At 68.7% G+C, this 15,673-nt stretch carries 13 protein-coding genes; 7 read left to right on the top strand and 6 right to left on the bottom strand.

All coding sequences use genetic code 11. The annotated features are described in order from the left end of the window. Window positions 1–158: 158 nt before the first annotated feature. Window positions 159–1,352: an aspartate aminotransferase family protein gene (locus tag KZ810_RS00165; RefSeq protein WP_373369135.1), complete on the bottom strand. Its 1,194-nt coding sequence runs from the start codon at window positions 1,350–1,352 to the stop codon at window positions 159–161. 188 nt (window positions 1,353–1,540) lie between these two features. Here KZ810_RS00165 and KZ810_RS00160 point away from each other — a divergent pair, with 188 nt between their 5' ends. Continuing rightward, on the top strand, window positions 1,541–2,374 hold the full coding sequence (locus KZ810_RS00160) for a TIGR00266 family protein (protein WP_219767002.1): 834 nt from the start codon (window positions 1,541–1,543) through the stop codon (window positions 2,372–2,374). Window positions 2,375–2,431: 57 nt separating this feature from the next. On the opposite strand, the gene KZ810_RS00155 is transcribed toward KZ810_RS00160, so the two are convergent. Next, window positions 2,432–2,968: a hypothetical protein gene (locus KZ810_RS00155; RefSeq protein ID WP_219767001.1), complete on the bottom strand. Its 537-nt coding sequence runs from the start codon at window positions 2,966–2,968 to the stop codon at window positions 2,432–2,434. Window positions 2,969–3,150: 182 nt separating this feature from the next. On the opposite strand from KZ810_RS00155, the gene acnA reads away from it, so the two are divergent. Then, entirely contained in the window at window positions 3,151–5,838 is a 2,688-nt protein-coding gene (acnA, locus tag KZ810_RS00150) for an aconitate hydratase AcnA (protein WP_219767000.1), read from the top strand. A 113-nt stretch (window positions 5,839–5,951) separates the two neighbouring features. On the opposite strand, the gene KZ810_RS00145 is transcribed toward acnA, so the two are convergent. The 4 genes from KZ810_RS00145 to KZ810_RS00130 all read right to left on the bottom strand — a co-directional run bounded on the left by KZ810_RS00145 (window position 5,952) and on the right by KZ810_RS00130 (window position 9,462). Then, complete coding sequence (locus KZ810_RS00145) at window positions 5,952–7,355, bottom strand: amino acid permease (protein WP_219766999.1); 1,404 nt, start codon at window positions 7,353–7,355, stop codon at window positions 5,952–5,954. A 115-nt stretch (window positions 7,356–7,470) separates the two neighbouring features. Then, window positions 7,471–7,806, bottom strand: a complete 336-nt coding sequence (locus KZ810_RS00140) for a hypothetical protein (protein ID WP_219766998.1) — start codon at window positions 7,804–7,806, stop codon at window positions 7,471–7,473. Between the two features lie 239 nt (window positions 7,807–8,045). Further along, the gene (locus KZ810_RS00135) at window positions 8,046–8,477 is read right to left on the bottom strand and encodes a CoA-binding protein (protein WP_219766997.1); all 432 of its coding nucleotides are present in this window, start codon (window positions 8,475–8,477) and stop codon (window positions 8,046–8,048) included. 40 nt (window positions 8,478–8,517) lie between these two features. Continuing rightward, window positions 8,518–9,462, bottom strand: coding sequence for an Mrp/NBP35 family ATP-binding protein (locus KZ810_RS00130; RefSeq protein ID WP_219766996.1), 945 nt, complete (start codon window positions 9,460–9,462; stop codon window positions 8,518–8,520). 73 nt (window positions 9,463–9,535) lie between these two features. Here KZ810_RS00130 and hflK point away from each other — a divergent pair, with 73 nt between their 5' ends. The 5 genes from hflK to KZ810_RS00105 all read left to right on the top strand — a co-directional run bounded on the left by hflK (window position 9,536) and on the right by KZ810_RS00105 (window position 15,656). Next, on the top strand, window positions 9,536–10,672 hold the full coding sequence (gene hflK, locus KZ810_RS00125; RefSeq protein ID WP_219766995.1) for a protease modulator HflK: 1,137 nt from the start codon (window positions 9,536–9,538) through the stop codon (window positions 10,670–10,672). Further along, a complete protein-coding gene (gene hflC / locus KZ810_RS00120) occupies window positions 10,672–11,553 on the top strand; it encodes a protease modulator HflC (protein WP_219766994.1) in 882 nt (293 codons plus the stop codon). Before hflK ends, hflC begins: the two co-directional genes overlap by 1 nt. Window positions 11,554–11,718: 165 nt before the next feature. Next, the gene (locus KZ810_RS00115) at window positions 11,719–13,254 is read left to right on the top strand and encodes a Do family serine endopeptidase (protein WP_219767668.1); all 1,536 of its coding nucleotides are present in this window, start codon (window positions 11,719–11,721) and stop codon (window positions 13,252–13,254) included. A gap of 237 nt (window positions 13,255–13,491) precedes the next feature. Further along, window positions 13,492–15,144, top strand: a complete 1,653-nt coding sequence (locus KZ810_RS00110) for a helicase HerA-like domain-containing protein (protein ID WP_219766993.1) — start codon at window positions 13,492–13,494, stop codon at window positions 15,142–15,144. Continuing rightward, window positions 15,141–15,656 (top strand): phosphoribosyltransferase, encoded by a 516-nt coding sequence (locus KZ810_RS00105; RefSeq protein WP_219766992.1) that lies wholly within the window; start codon window positions 15,141–15,143, stop codon window positions 15,654–15,656. Before KZ810_RS00110 ends, KZ810_RS00105 begins: the two co-directional genes overlap by 4 nt. Window positions 15,657–15,673: the final 17 nt, after the last annotated feature.

Here is a 15,673-nt window from a genome sequence, read left to right as displayed (position 1 = left end):
GAGGGGGTTTCGCCCCACACGCACCGCTCATCCGCGATCCCCCTCCACCATGCTGCGCATGATGTGTGGGTGGAATTGCCCCCCCGGCAATTCCAGCCCTGTGCGGGGCACAGGGCGCCCCACACATCCCTCCCCGCGGAGCGGGGAAGATATTCAGGTCAATCGTCGGCGGCGGGCACGAACACTCGCGCGCCGTCGCTCAGTTTCTGAACGAACTCGTCGATATGCGCCTGCTCGATGATCAGCGGCGGCAGGATGCGCACGACGTTCTCGCCCGCCGATACCAAGAGCAGCCCGTGACGGTCGCGCAGGTGCGCGACGAACTGCCGCGCGTCTGCCTCGGGCTTGAGCTTGACCCCCGTCATCAATCCGATCCCGCGCAAGCCCGGCTCGAACAGGTGATCGTGGTTGGGGATCATCTGCTCGAGCGCGGAGCGCAGCCGCTCGCCCATCTCGGTGACATGGTCGAGGAACCCCTCGCCCTGGATCACGCCCAGCACCGCCTCGCCCGCCGCCATCGCCAGCGGGTTGCCACCATAGGTCGAGCCGTGGGTACCGAACACCATGCCCTTCGCGGCTTCCGCGGTCGCGAGGCACGCACCGAGCGGGAAGCCGCCGCCGATCCCTTTCGCGACCGACATGATGTCGGGGGTGATGCCGTAATGCTCGTACGCCCACATCTTGCCGGTGCGCCCGTAGCCGCACTGCACCTCGTCGAGCACCAGCAGCAGACCGCGCTCGTCGGCTGCCTTGCGCAAGCCCTGGATGAAGTCGCGCGTCGCCGCAGAGACGCCGCCCTCGCCCTGGATCGTCTCGACCATGAAGCCGGCGGTGTGTTCGTCGACCAATGCGAGCGCCGCGTCGAGGTCGTTGAACGGCGCATAGGCGAAGCCCGGCAGCAGCGGCTCGAACCCGTCGCGCATCTTCGCCTGGTTGGTGGCCGAGATCGCGCCCATCGTGCGACCGTGGAACGCATTGTTGAACGTGATCAGCGTGTGGCGCTCGGGGTTGCCGTTCGCGAAATGATAGCGGCGCGCGGTCTTGATCGCGCACTCGACCGCTTCGGTGCCCGAATTGGTGAAGAACAACGTGTCGGCGAACGACGCATCGACCAGCTTCTGCGCGAGCGCCTCGCCCTGCGGGCTGCCGTACAGGTTCGACACGTGCATCAGCGTTCCGGCCTGATCCGCGATCGCCTTCGACAGCGCCGGATGCGCGTGGCCGAGCGCATTGACCGCGATCCCGCTCGCGAAGTCGAGATATTGCTCGCCGCGCTCGCCGTAGAGGTACACCCCCTCGCCTCGGACCGGTCGCACGTCGCACCGCGGGTAGACGGGCATCAATGCGGGGATCGTCGCGGACGCGGACGTCGCAGAAGCGGACACGGGGCTTCTCCTCGTTCAAACAGCAAGGGCGACCAACGCGGTCGCCCGGATGCGCCTGATACCGGGGTAGGCACGCCCGAATCAACCCGGCTCCACGTTGCGCCGCCGCTGTGTCGGCGATACAATACACTGCCTGATCGAACGAGGAGCCTTTCATGCCCACCAGCCCCTGGTCGCACCTGCGCCGCGACGGCGTCGCCGACGACGTCGATTTCGAGATTAAGGGGCAGGAGCTGCAGTTCGTCGAGATCGAGCTCGACCCCGGCGAGAGCGCGGTGGCGGAGGCGGGCGCGATGGTGTGGAAGGACGCGAGCGTCGCGATGACCACCGTGTTCGGCGACGGCAGTTCGTCGGGCTCAGGCGGCGGCTTCATGGGGGCGCTGCTCGGTGCTGGCAAACGGCTGGTGACGGGCGAGAGCCTGTTCACGACCGTGTTCACGCATCAGGGGTCGGGCAAGGCGCGCGTCGCCTTCGCCTCGCCGACCCCCGGCTCGATCCTGCCGCTGCGCCTCGCCGAGCTGGGCGGCACGTTGATCTGCCAGAAAGACAGCTTCCTCGCCGCCGCCAAGGGCGTGCAGATCGGCGTCGCGTTCCAGCGCCGCGTCATGACCGGGCTGTTCGGCGGCGAAGGCTTCGTGATGCAGCAGCTGGACGGTGACGGCTGGGTATTCGTCCAGATGGGCGGCACCGTCGTGCAGCGCGAGTTGCGCGCGGGCGAGGAACTGCACGTCGATACCGGCTGCCTCGCCGCCTTTACGCCGTCGGTCGACTTCGATCTGGTGACGGTCGGCGGCGTGCGCACGATGTTCACCGGTGGCGAGGGCGCGTTCTTCGCACGGCTGCGCGGACCCGGCACCGTCTGGATCCAGTCGCTGCCGTTCGCGCGGCTCGCGGGGCGGATGCTCCAGGCCGCGGGCGGACGCGGCGGCAATCGCGGCGAAGGATCGGTGCTCGGCGGGTTCGGCGACTGGGTCGGCGGCAACGACTAAAGCTGCGTCGAACCCGCGCGCGTCACCCCGGGCGTGACGCGATCGGCGTGCGCCGCCTCAGCGCGTCTCGCGCCACTCGGCCAGCCCCGCGTCATAGTCCTCCTGCGCGCGGCGGCGGGTGCGTTCGAGGTCGGCGAGCGCCTGCTCGTGCCGCTCGGTCGCGTCGCGCCGTTCGCGATCGAGCGCGGCCTGCCTTGTCGCGAGATCGCGCTGCACCTTGCGCCAGTCGCGCTCGGCTGCGTCGACCGCGTCCTGCGCGGCATCGAGCGCATCGCGTGACGGCTTCGGCGCGGGCGTCGCGGCGGACCCGGGCTTGGTCGCCCGCGCCTTTGCCGCGCGCTTCGGCTTGGGCGCGTCAGCGGGGAGCGCCGCGAGCTGCTCCGCCGCGCTGCCGCGCGACCGCTTGATGACGTCGCCCGGATGCGCCAGCGGCTCCGTCATCAGCGCCGCGTCGGTCACCTCCTCGGCAGCGCCGCGCGCGAACAGGTCGCGTTCCGCACCCCAGGCGGCGAGCGCAGCCTTGCGGCTCGGCGCGGCGACGTACGCGTCGTGGAACCCTGCCGCCGTGCGGAACACCTTCAGCTTTCGTGCCATCGCCTTCCCGCCGATCACGCGTGCCAACGCAGCCGGCAACAAAAAGGCGCATCGCCGCCCTTTTCGCACCAGCGAAGCGCTGCTATCGCCCGCGGCGACCTTATTTTCAGGCCATCGTCGGCGCCCGCGCGGGTCCTCCCCCGCCTCCCCGAGCCCGCCGGTGCAACAGCAAAGGACGCCCCATGACCGCGATCGGCCACGACACGCTGAAGGCCCGCAAGACGCTCACCGCCGGCGGCAAGAGCTACGACTATTTCTCGCTCGACGTGGCCGCGGCCAAGTACGGCGACGTCAGCCGCCTGCCCTTCTCGCTGAAGGTGTTGCTCGAGAACATGCTCCGCTTCGAGGACGGCGTGACCGTGACCGAGGCCGACATCCAGGCGATCGTCGACTGGCAGAAGAACCCCAATTCGCCCGACCGCGAAATCCAGTATCGCCCCGCGCGCGTGCTGATGCAGGATTTCACCGGCGTTCCCTGCGTGGTCGACCTCGCGGCAATGCGCGACGCGATCACCAAGCTCGGCGGCAACCCGGCGAAGATCAACCCGCAGGTGCCCGTCCACCTCGTCATCGACCACTCGGTGATGGTCGACGAGTTCGGCACGCCCAAGGCGTTCGACGACAACGTCGAGCTCGAATATCAGCGCAACGGCGAGCGCTACGAATTCCTCAAGTGGGGCTCGAAGGCGCTCGATAATTTCAAGGTCGTACCGCCGGGCACCGGCATCTGCCACCAGGTGAACCTCGAGTACGTGTCCCAGGCGATCTGGTCCTCGACCGAGACGGGCGATCACGCGCAGGGCGAGACCGCGATCGCCTATCCCGACACGTTGGTCGGCACCGACAGCCACACCACGATGGTCAATGGTCTCGGCGTGCTTGGCTGGGGCGTCGGTGGGATCGAGGCGGAGGCGGCGATGCTCGGCCAGCCCGTCTCGATGCTGATCCCCGAGGTCGTCGGCTTCAAGCTGACCGGCAGCCTGCGCGAGGGCATCACCGCGACCGACCTCGTGCTGACCGTCACGCAGATGCTGCGCAAGAAGGGCGTCGTCGGCCGCTTCGTCGAATTCTACGGCCCCGGCCTCGACCAGATGACGCTCGCCGACCGCGCGACGATCGCCAACATGGCACCCGAATACGGCGCGACCTGCGGCTTCTTCCCGGTGGACGACAAGACGCTCGACTACATGCGCCTGACCGCGCGCTCGGAAGAGACGGTCGCGCTGACCGAGGCCTATGCGAAGGCGAACGGCTTCTGGCGTGCCGCCGACGCGCCCGATCCGATCTTCACCGACACGCTCGAACTCGACATGGGCTCGGTCGTCCCCAGCCTCGCGGGGCCGAAGCGTCCGCAGGACAAGGTCAGCCTCGACAGCGTCGACGAGGTGTTCAACGGCGACCTCCACAAGATCTACCACAAGGAGCGCCCCGCGCGCGTCGCGGTCGAGGAGCGTGACCACGACATCGGCGACGGCGACGTGGTGATCGCGGCGATTACCAGCTGCACCAACACGTCGAACCCGTCGGTGCTGGTCGCCGCCGGCCTCGTCGCGCGCAAGGCACGCGAGAAGGGCCTGACGCCGAAGCCGTGGGTCAAGACCTCGCTCGCCCCCGGATCGCAGGTCGTCACCGACTATCTCGACAAGGCCGGGCTGTCGGCCGACCTCGACGCGATGGGGTTCAACCTCGTCGGCTACGGCTGCACCACCTGCATCGGCAACTCGGGTCCGCTCGCCGCCCCGATCAGCAAGGCGATCAACGAGAACGACCTCGTCGCCGCGTCGGTGCTGTCGGGCAACCGCAACTTCGAGGGTCGCGTGTCGCCGGACGTGCGCGCGAACTTCCTCGCCTCTCCCCCGCTCGTCGTCGCCTACGCGCTGAAGGGTACCGTCACCACCGACATGAACGACACGCCGATCGGTGAAGGCACCGACGGCCCGGTGTACCTGAAGGACATCTGGCCGACCAACCAGGAGGTCGCCGACCTCATGGCCGCCAACATCGACGATAACATGTTCCGCACGCGCTACGGCAACGTCTACGCCGGCGACACCAAGTGGCAGGGCATCTCGGTCGAGGGCACCGACACCTACGCCTGGCCGCCCGCGTCGACCTACATCGCCAACCCGCCCTATTTCGAGGGCATGGAGATGACGCCGAAGCCCGTCACCGACATCATCGAGGCGAAGCCGCTCGCGATCCTGGGCGACTCGATCACCACCGACCACATCAGCCCCGCGGGCTCGATCAAGGCGGACAGCCCGGCGGGCAAGTGGTTGCAGGAGCGCCAGGTCAGCCGCGCCGACTTCAACAGCTACGGCGCGCGTCGCGGCAACGACAACGTGATGGTGCGTGGCACCTTCGCCAATATCCGGATCAAGAACGAGATGGTCCCCGGCGTCGAGGGCGGCATGAGCCGCTATGACGGCGAGGTCATGCCGATCTACGACGCGGCGATGCGCCACAAGGCCGACGGCACGCCGCTGGTCGTTGTCGCGGGCAAGGAATACGGCACCGGCTCGTCGCGCGACTGGGCGGCGAAGGGCACCAACCTGCTCGGCGTGCGCGCGGTAATCGCGGAAAGCTTCGAGCGTATCCACCGCTCGAACCTCGTCGGCATGGGCGTGCTGCCGCTCCAGTTCGCCGCGGGCACCGACCGCGCGACGCTGAACCTGACCGGCGATGAAACCTTCACGATCGAGAATGTCGCAGGCCTCCGCCCGCGTCAGGACGTGACGGTCAAGCTGACCCGCGCCGACGGCTCGCAGGAGACGTTCCAGGCACGCTGCCGCATCGATACGGTCAACGAGCTGGAATATTTCCTCAACGGCGGCATCCTCCAGTACGTGCTGCGCAAGCTCGCCGCCTGATCGGCGTTGCCGACCGAATGAAAGAAGCCCGCGTCGTGGTGAACGACGCGGGCTTTTTCGTGCCTGCCGCGGTGGGCGGGAACGACCCCCGCCCCGGCCCTGCCTGACCCCGCCTAGTCGAGCATCGCGCCCGCGCGGCGGCGACCCCACGCGAAATAGAGCACCAGCCCGCCCGCGTTCCACAGCAGGAAATAGAGCTGCGTCCGGCTCGGCAGGCTGAAGAACAGGTACAGGCACCCCAGGATGCCGACGATCCCGACCGGCCACGCCGCCGGGGTGCGGAACGTGCGCGGTGCGTCGGGCGCACGCCGGCGCATCACCAGCATCGCAACGCATACCGCGGTGAACGCGGCGAGCGTTCCCGCATTCGCCAACGCCGCGATCGCGTCGATCGGCATGACCCCGGCGATGATCGACACGAGCACCGCGGTCATCACCGTGATCCTGACCGGCGTACCGCGCGCCGATACCTTGGCGAGCGCCTGCGGCAGCAACCCGTCGCGCGCCATAACGAAGAAGATGCGGCTCTGCCCGAACAGGAAGCCGAGCAGCACCGTCGGCAGCGCGATCACCGCGCTGACCGCGAGGAAGGTCGCGAACCCCGGCTGCCCGATCCCGCGCAGGATCAGCGCGAGCGGCTCGGGCGAATCGGCGAAGCGCGTGAAGGACAGCGCCCCCACCGCCGCCACCGCGACGAGCATGTAGATGATGACGCACGCGACCATCGACCCGACGATCCCGATCGCGAGGTCGCGCCCCGGATTCTTCGTCTCCTCCGCCGCGGTCGAGATCGCGTCGAACCCGTAAAAGGCGAAAAAGATGATCGCCGCCGCCGCCATCACGCCGCGCTCGACCCCGTCGGGTGACACCGACTTGGCGAAACCGAACGGTATGAACGGCTCGAAATTGGCGCCGTCGAAATGCGGCAGCGCGACCGCGACGAACACCGCCAGCGCGATCAGCTTCACGACCACCAGCACCGCATTCAGCGTCGCGCTCTCCTTCGTCCCGATGCTGAGCAGCGCGGCGACGACCGCGATGATGAAGATCGCGGGCACGTTGACGATCCCGCCCAATTCCGGGCCGCGCGTCCACCCGATCGGGAAGTGCAGCTTCATCAGCAGCGGCGCGGCATAGCCCGACCATCCGACCGCGACGGTCGACACTACCAGCGAATATTCGAGGATCAGCGACCAGCCGATGATCCAGGCGATCATCTCACCCAGTACGACGTAGCTATAGGTATAGGCGCTGCCCGAGGTCGGGATCATCGTCGCCATCTCGGCATAAGCGAGCGCGGCGCACGCGCAGATCGCACCAGCGATGACGAAGCTCAGGATCACCGCCGGCCCGGCGCGGTCTGCCCCGACCCCGATGAGCGTCAGGATCCCGGTGCCGACGATCGCGCCGACGCCCAGTGCCACCAGATGCGGCCACGACAAGGTGCGCGCGAGCACGTGGCCGTGCGCGTCGGGCGCGGGCGGCGCCATCGGCTTGCGACGCAAAAGACTGGACATTCGACGACCCCCGTTTTCGTTCGCGGACGATCGTAACAGATGCGACCGCCTGGAAAAGGGGCAGGCGCGCGGGATGACTTCGCGCGGTCAGGTGGCGGGCAACGCCCGCGGCCGGCTATTTGGCGAGTTCGCGCGTCTTGTAACCGCCGACGCCGCCGCGCGTGCTGACCGACACGCCCGCCATCCCGCCACCGACCAGGAAGGGGCTCAGATCGTCGATCGGCGTCGTGCGATGCAGCATCGCCGCACGCTCGAACAGGACGTCGTCGACGCGGTTGCCGTTGTCGCCGCCGACGAACGGAACGCGAAACCGATCGGCCTGCCGGCGCCCGCACACCGTCACGTCGGTCGTATCGGGGGTGATCACGCAGCGGTGCTCGACACTGGTGCGCGCACGATACGTCGCCATCGCGTCATCGGCACCGGCGAGCAGCAGCAGAAGCGGGATCATGGTGGGAGAGGATGCGCCCGGCGGCACCGCTCGGCAAGTGGGGGTGGAAGGAATGACGGGGTGGCCCGGAAAAGGGCCGCGGACGTGACCTCACCCTAGCGCGCCTCCCCTCATTAAGGCTCGTTCGCGATGGAGTATTTGACGGGCGACGTGGACGGACATGCCGGCACGGACCCATCAGCAAGCGGAGAGCAACGCTCGCATTCCGACGCCCGTTTCTAAGGCAAGTCCCCGCCAAGTCAGCCCTCGATCCGCGCCACCCCCAGACGCGGAATGTCGATCGCGGGGCAGCGGTCCATGACCACCTTCAACCCAGCGGCCTCGGCGCGCGCCGCCGCGGCGGCGTCGATCACGCCCAATTGCATCCAGATCGATTTCGCGCCGATCGCGATCGCTTCGTCCACCACCTCGCCGACCGCGTCGGAGCGGCGGAAGACGTCGACCATGTCGATCGGGTCGCCCAATTGCGCGAGTTCGCGGAAGACGAACTCGCCGTGGACATGCTCGCCGGTAATCTGCGGGTTGACCGGAATCGTGCGGTATCCGTGGTCCTGCAGCGTCTTCATGACGCGAAACGACGGCCGGTCGGGGCGATCGGACGCGCCCACGACCGCGATCGTACGCGTTTCCTCCAGCAGGGCCTTGATCTCGTCATCGGTCGTCAGCGGCATGGCAAGCGCTCCTTTGCAGGAGGAACGCCGGCCCGCCCGGTCAGTTGCGCGCCAGCCAGTCCGCCACCTGCGCCGCGATCGGGCCGAAGACGCGGTCGTCCGCGGCGGCGGCGGGTGGCTCGCCCGCGTCCGACGCGGTACGGATCGCGATGTCGAGCGGTACGCGACCGAGGAACGGGATGCCCGCGTCGCGCGCCGCCGCCTCCGCGCCGCCGCGGCCGAACGGATCGGACACCTCGCCGCAATGCGGGCAGGCATAACCCGCCATGTTCTCGACCAGCCCGATGATCGGCACGCCCGCCTTGTCGAACAGGTCGATCGCGCGGCGCGCGTCGATCAGCGCGAGGTCCTGCGGCGTCGACACGATCACCGCCCCCGCCGGGCGATGTTTCTGCACCATCGTCAATTGCACGTCCCCGGTGCCGGGCGGCAGGTCGACCACCAACGTATCGGCGATGCCCCATTCGGCATCGACCATCTGCCCCAGCGCACCCGCGGTCATCGGCCCGCGCCACGCGAGCGCGCGCCCGGGCTCGACCAATTGCCCCATCGACAGGAGCGGCACGCCATAGGGGGTCGCGACCGGCATCAGCACCTTGTCGCGCGACTCCGGTCGGATACCCTCGACCGCCATCAATCGCGGTTGCGACGGGCCGTAGATGTCGGCGTCGACCAGCCCGACGCGCCGCCCGCCGCGGGCGAGCGCGATCGAAAGGTTCGCCGACAGCGTCGACTTGCCGACGCCGCCCTTGCCGCTCGCCACCGCGATCAGCCGGCGTGCCGGGCGCTCAGCGGTGACCACCACGCGCAGATCGGCACCCGGCACCCCCGCCGCCATGCGCACGCCCGCTTCCAGCGCGTCGCGCGCCTGGTTGTCGAGCCCGCTCGCGTCGATCACCACGCCGATACGGTTGCCGTCGATCCTGACCGTCGCGCGCGTACCCGCGACCGCGGCGACGGCGCCTTTTACCTGTTCTGCGTCCATAGCAACGAGGCGTTACGCCCGTCGTGGCCGCTTGCCACTGTTTTTCGCGCGCGCGGCTCCTATAAAGACTGTCATGACGACCTTGCCGCGCCGCCTCTGGCGCCTTCGCCGCCCGCCCGTCCTGTCTGCCGAGAACAATGGCCCGTGGGGCAATGGGGGTGGTGGCGATGCCGGTGGCGACCGCAGCGGCCCGCGCAATCCGTGGTCGGTCCCGCCCGGCGGCGGCAATCGCGGCGGCGGCAACAAGCCCACCGCGCTCGACGAATTCCTGAAGCGCGCGCGCGGCTCAGGCGGTGGCGGCGGTGGTGGCGCGGGCCCCAATCTGCCGATCGGCGCCAATCCGCGCGCGCTCTGGCTGATCGGCATCGCGCTGCTCGCCGCGGTGTGGGTGTTGTTCACGTCGTTTCACCAGATCGGCCCGCAGCAGCGCGGCGTGGTCACCTTCTTCGGGCGTTATTCGGGCATGCTCGAACCCGGCATCCGACTGACGCTGCCCGCCCCGTTCACGCGCGTGACCAAGGTCGATGTCGAGCAGGTCCGTACCGACGAATTCCCGCGTGAGGGCGGGGAGAACGTGCTGACGGGCGATCAGAACATCATCGACCTCGCCTATACCGTGCGCTGGCGCGTGTCCGATCCGCGCAACTACGTATTCGAGATCAAGGACCCGCAGGAAACCGTCCGCGCGACCGCGGAGAGCGCGATGCGCGCAGTGCTCGCCACCACGACGCTCGAACAAGCGATCGGCGCGGGCCGTACCGAGATCGAGGCGCGCGTTGCGCAGGGCATGCAGGAAATCCTCGACAGCTATCAGGCCGGCGTCCGCATTCAGGGCGTGTCGATCAAGCAGGCGTCCGCGCCCGCCAGCCTCGTCGACGATTTCAACGCGGTCACCGCCGCGCAGCAGGAGGCGGTCGGCAATCTCAACAACGCGCGCTCCTACGCGCAGCAGGTGATCGCGCGCGCGCAGGGCGAGGCCGCGGCGTTCGACAAGGTGTACGAGCAATATCGCCTCGCCCCCGAGGTCACGCGCCGCCGCATGTATTACGAGACGATGGAGGCCATACTGGCCAATACCGACAAGACGATCGTGGAGCCGAACGGCGTGACCCCGTACCTGCCGCTCGAGCGCGCCAAGCGGCTGCGCGAGCCAGGTGAGGAAGCCCCCGCCGCGCCCGCGGCCTCGGCCCCGACGGAAGGAGCACGCTGATGCGCGCGCTGCTCCAGCATCCGATCGCGGCGGTGTTCGCACTGCTCGCCGGCGTGATCATCGCGGTGATGACCTTCGCGATCGTTCCTGAAACGCAACAGGCGGTCGTGCTCCGGCTCAACAACCCGCAGCGCGTCGTCAACCAGTGGCAGTCGGGGCAGGCGATCGGCAATTCGGGCGCGGGGCTGATCGCGCGCGTGCCATTGATCGACAGCATCGTCTGGCTCGACAAGCGCGTGCTCGACGCCGATCTCGACAACACGCTGGTGCTGTCGACCGATCAGCTGCGGCTGAACGTCGACGCGTTCGCGCGCTTCCGCATCGTCGACCCGCTCCGCGCGGTCACCTCAACGGGTAGCACGTCCAATACCGAGGAGCGCGTGGCCGACCAGTTGCGCCCGCTGCTCGGCACGGCGCTGCGCAACGAACTCGGCAAGGTGCCGTTCTCGATCCTGCTCAGCCCCGAGCGCGGACGCGTGATGGATGCGATCCAGAACTCGCTTCAGCGCGACGCGCGGCAGTACGGCGTCGAGATCGTCGACGTCCGCATCAAGCACGCCGATCTGCCCGACGGCAGCCCGCTCGAGAGCGCGTTGCAGCGGATGCGGACCGCGCGTCAGCAGGAGGCGAACACGATCCGTGCGCAGGGGCAGAAGCAGGCGCAGATCGTGCGCGCCGAGGCGGACGCCAACGCCGCGCGCATCTACGCAGACGCGTTCAGCAAGGACGCGACCTTCTACGATTTCTACCGCGCGATGCAGTCGTACCGCCACACCTTCGGCGCCGACGGCGGGCCGAAGCCGGAAGGGTCGACCAACATCATCATGAGCCCGGGCAATTCATACCTGCGCGAGTTCGAGGGGCGCGCGGCCGGGCGGTGACGCGAGGCTGCGCGATGAAGCGAATAAAGGGGATCGGACATCCGCGAACGGGGCCGAACCACGTTGTCGAGCGTTCATATTCAAACGTCGTTCATCGCACACGTGCATGATCGACCGGTATTTCTCCCCTTTTTGTAGATGGGTGATCGAGAGGACATGAACAAAGTGCGTTACGCCTACGCCCTCACCGGCGCGCTCCTCCTTGGCGGGACGGCGGCGTCGCTGACCTTGCAGAACCCCGCAACCGCGCAGACCGCGCAGAACGAGCCCGGCACGATCAGCGCGCAGGCACCGCGCGCGGGTGCGCCGGCGAGCTTCGCCGACATGGTCGCGCGGCTGCAGCCCGCGGTGGTCAACATCTCGACCACGCAGAAGGTGACGGTGCAGCAGCAGGCGAACCCGTTCGCGGGCACGCCGTTCGGCGACCTGTTCGGCCAGATGGGCGGCGGCCAGGGCGGTGCACCGGTCACGCGCGAGGGTCAGTCGCTCGGCTCGGGCTTCCTGATCTCGGCCGACGGCTACGTCGTCACCAACAACCACGTCATCGCCCCCGCGGGCCGCGGCGCGACCGTTGAGTCGATCAAGGTGACCTTGCAGGACCGCAAGGAATATACCGCCAAGCTGATCGGGCGCGACCCGACCTCGGACCTCGCGCTGCTCAAGATCAGCGCGCCGACCGCGCTGCCGTTCGTCCGCTTCGGCAATTCGTCGAACTCGCGCGTCGGCGACTGGGTCGTCGCGATCGGACAGCCGTTCGGGCTCGGCGGCACGGTGACCGCGGGCATCATCTCGGCGGTGCACCGCTCGACCGGGCAGACTGGTCCGTTCGACAGCTTCATCCAGACCGATGCCGCGATCAACCAGGGCAATTCGGGCGGCCCGATGTTCGACATGAACGGCAACGTCATCGGCATCAACAGCCAGATCTACTCGCAGTCGGGCGGTAACATCGGCATCGGCTTCGCGATCCCCGCGTCGGAGGCAAAGCCGATCATCGACACGCTGATGAAGGGCCAGTCGATCAAGCGCGGCTATCTGGGCGTCAGCATCCAGCCGGTGACCGACGACATCGCCGCCGCACTCGGCCTGCAGAAGAACCAGGGTGAGATCATCGGCCGGGTCGAACCGGGCGGCCCGGGCGCGAAGGCGGGCTTGCGCGCGGGCGACGTCGTGACCGCGGTCGGCGGCACGCCCGTCACCCCCGACAAGACCCTGTCCTACCTCGTCGCCAACACCGCGCCGGGTACCTCGACCCGGCTCGACGTGATCCGCGATGGCCGCCCGACGACGGTCAACGCGACCGTCGCGGTGCGCCCGGCCGACGATCAGCTCGCCGCGCTCCAGGGTGCGGGCGGTGACGACGACGACGACGGCATCCCCGGCAGCGACAGCGCGACCGCGCCCGCGTCGAGCTCGCTCGGCGTGACCGTCCAGCCGCTGACGCCGCAGATCGCGCGCTCGATCGGCGTCGACTCGACCGTTCAGGGCGTCGTGGTCGCGGCGACCGATCCCTCGTCGGACGCGGCGCAGAAGCTGAAGCGCGGCGACGTGATCTCCGCGGTCAATTCGACCCCGGTCCGCACCGCCGCCGATGTCGCGCGGACGGTCGCCGCCGCCAAGGCCGCCGGTCGCCCGCAGGTGCTGCTGCAGATTACCCGCCAGCGCACCAGCGGCGTCTTCATCCCGGTGAAGATCAAGTAAGCCGACGCCTCGATACGATCGGGGCCGCTGCGGAGCGATCCGCGGCGGCCCCGTTCGTTTTCGCGCCGCTCCATCGCCGGCAGGTGCCCGCTTCCCTGCCCCCGTCACCGGTCCGGGCGCAACCGTGACACGCGAACCGCCGCGGATGATCGTCGCTTTTGCCCGCCATCGCGCTTGGGCCCGCGCGCGGATCGCACTATGACGCTTCACCCCTCTTCGGACGCACCCGGAACGCGCATGACCGAGACCTCCCCCACGTCCGCCTCCGGCATCTTCATCGGCGCCGACGCCGGCGGCGCGCATCCGCAGCGGCTCGACCTGCGCCGCGCCAACCGCCATGGCCTGATCGCGGGTGCGACCGGCACCGGCAAGACGGTGACGCTGCAAGGCATCATCGAGGGCTTCTCCTACGCGGGCGTGCCGTGCTTCGTCGCCGACGTGAAGGGTGACCTCGCCGGGCTCGCGATGCCCGGATCGCCGACCGCGAAGATGCACGAGACGCTGAAAGCGCGCGCGGCCGAGATCGGCGACGCCGACTGGCGCTACGCCGCGGTGCCGGTGCAATTCTGGGATCTGTTCGGCGAACAGGGCCACCCGATCCGCGCCACCGTGTCGGAGCTGGGCCCCGTCCTGCTCGCGCGGTTGATGGATCTGAACGAGGTGCAGGAGGGCGTGCTGACGATTGCCTTCCACGTCGCCGACAAGGAGGGGCTACTGCTCCTCGACATCGACGACCTCCAGGCGATGCTGGCGCACTGTGCCGAGCGCGCGGCCGAATTGACGACGCAGTACGGCAACGTGTCGAAGCAGTCGATCGGCGCGATCCAGCGCGCGCTGCTGCAACTGCGCACCCAGGGCGCCGAGCATTTCTTCGGCGAGCCCGCGCTCGAGATGCGCGATCTGATCGCGCTCGATCACGAGGGCCGCGGCGTCGTCAACGTGCTCGCCGCCGACAGACTGATGCAGAGCCCCAAGCTCTACTCGACCTTCCTGCTCTGGCTGTTGTCCGAATTGTTCGAGACGCTGCCCGAGATCGGCGACCCCGACAAACCCAGATTGTGCTTCTTCTTCGACGAAGCGCACCTGTTGTTCGACGACACCCCCAAGGCCTTGCTCGACAAGATCGAGCAGGTAGTGCGGCTGATCCGGTCGAAGGGGGTCGGCGTGTATTTCATCACGCAGAACCCGATCGACGTGCCCGAGACGGTTGCGGGGCAGCTCAACAACCGCGTCCAGCACAAGCTGAACGCCTTCACCCCGCGCGACCAGAAAGCGGTCAACGCCGCCGCGCAGACGTTCCGCACCAGCCCCGGCGTCGACGTCGCCGCCGCGATCACCGAGCTGAAGGTCGGTGAGGCACTCGTCTCGCTCCTACAGCCCGACGGCGCCCCCGCGCCAGTCACGCGCACGCTGATCAAGCCGCCCGGCAGCCGGCTCGGCCCGCTGACTCCAGAGGAGCGTCGCGTGCTGATCGAGACCGACGCGATCGGCGACAAATACGACGAGCCGATCGACCGCGAGTCGGCGGAAGAAATCCTGTCGGCGAAGACGCAGGCCGCCGCCGCCGGGGTCGCCGCCGCGCGTGCGGAGGACGATGCGGCACGCGACGCCGCGCTGCAGGCGAAGGATCAGGCGCGTGCCGAGCGTGACGCCGCACGCGCGCGCGCCGCCGACGAACGCGCGCAACGCGCCGCGGCACGCGAGGCGGCGAACTCGCCGTGGAACAAGATGGCGACATCGGCGATGCGATCCGCGTCGTCATCGGTCGGAAGGCAGGTCGGAAATGAAATCAGCAAGGCGGTATTCGGGTCGTCGCGTCGCGGTTCGGGCGGGGGCGGCCTGCTCGCCAACGTCGTGCGCAACGTGCTCGGCGGGTTGATGCGGCGATGACGATCTTCACTGCGATCACGCACGCCGATCTGGTCACGCAGGTCCGCACGCTCGCCGACGCGCTCGCCGCCGAAACGTGGCGCCCGGCGCATCTGATTGGGATCGGGCGCGGCGGGCTGATCCCCGCGGTCTATCTCAGCCACGCGAGCGGACTGCCGATGCTCGCGGTCGATTACAGCTCGCAGGCCGAGGATCTCGCCGCCGACGCGATCGCACGCCTCGCCGAACGCACCCGCGCGGGCGAGCAGTTGCTGTTCATCGACGACATCAACGACAGTGGTCGCACCATCGGTCACCTGCGCGACATGCTCGCGCGCGCGGGTGCGGTGCCGGGCAGCGTGCGTTTCGCGACGCTGATCGACAATACGGGTTCGGCACAGACGGTCGATTATCGCGCGCGCACGATCGACCGCGCGGTGACGAAGGACTGGTTCGTGTTTCCGTGGGAAGCGATGGCCCCCGACAGCGCGATCCGCGCTGATGCGGACGAGGTGCCCGAACGGATCGCCTGACGAGAAAGCCCCTCCCC

Origin of the sequence: Sphingomonas citricola (assembly GCF_019429535.1) — a bacterium.
GTDB lineage: Bacteria > Pseudomonadota > Alphaproteobacteria > Sphingomonadales > Sphingomonadaceae > Sphingomonas > Sphingomonas citricola.
Note: the sequence above shows the minus strand (reverse complement) of the source record. Positions and strands in the feature narration are given on the sequence as shown.

Bases quoted from the DNA above. Each gene is read 5' to 3' on its own strand.
- KZ810_RS00160 (WP_219767002.1), top strand. From the start codon at position 1,541: ATGCCCACCAGCCCCTGGTCGCACCTGCGCCGCGACGGCGTCGCCGAC.
- KZ810_RS00155 (WP_219767001.1), bottom strand. From the start codon at position 2,968: ATGGCACGAAAGCTGAAGGTGTTCCGCACGGCGGCAGGGTTCCACGAC.
- acnA (WP_219767000.1), top strand. From the start codon at position 3,151: ATGACCGCGATCGGCCACGACACGCTGAAGGCCCGCAAGACGCTCACC.
- KZ810_RS00145 (WP_219766999.1), bottom strand. From the start codon at position 7,355: ATGTCCAGTCTTTTGCGTCGCAAGCCGATGGCGCCGCCCGCGCCCGAC.
- KZ810_RS00140 (WP_219766998.1), bottom strand. From the start codon at position 7,806: ATGATCCCGCTTCTGCTGCTGCTCGCCGGTGCCGATGACGCGATGGCG.
- KZ810_RS00135 (WP_219766997.1), bottom strand. From the start codon at position 8,477: ATGCCGCTGACGACCGATGACGAGATCAAGGCCCTGCTGGAGGAAACG.
- KZ810_RS00130 (WP_219766996.1), bottom strand. From the start codon at position 9,462: ATGGACGCAGAACAGGTAAAAGGCGCCGTCGCCGCGGTCGCGGGTACG.
- hflK (WP_219766995.1), top strand. From the start codon at position 9,536: ATGACGACCTTGCCGCGCCGCCTCTGGCGCCTTCGCCGCCCGCCCGTC.
- hflC (WP_219766994.1), top strand. From the start codon at position 10,672: ATGCGCGCGCTGCTCCAGCATCCGATCGCGGCGGTGTTCGCACTGCTC.
- KZ810_RS00110 (WP_219766993.1), top strand. From the start codon at position 13,492: ATGACCGAGACCTCCCCCACGTCCGCCTCCGGCATCTTCATCGGCGCC.
- KZ810_RS00105 (WP_219766992.1), top strand. From the start codon at position 15,141: ATGACGATCTTCACTGCGATCACGCACGCCGATCTGGTCACGCAGGTC.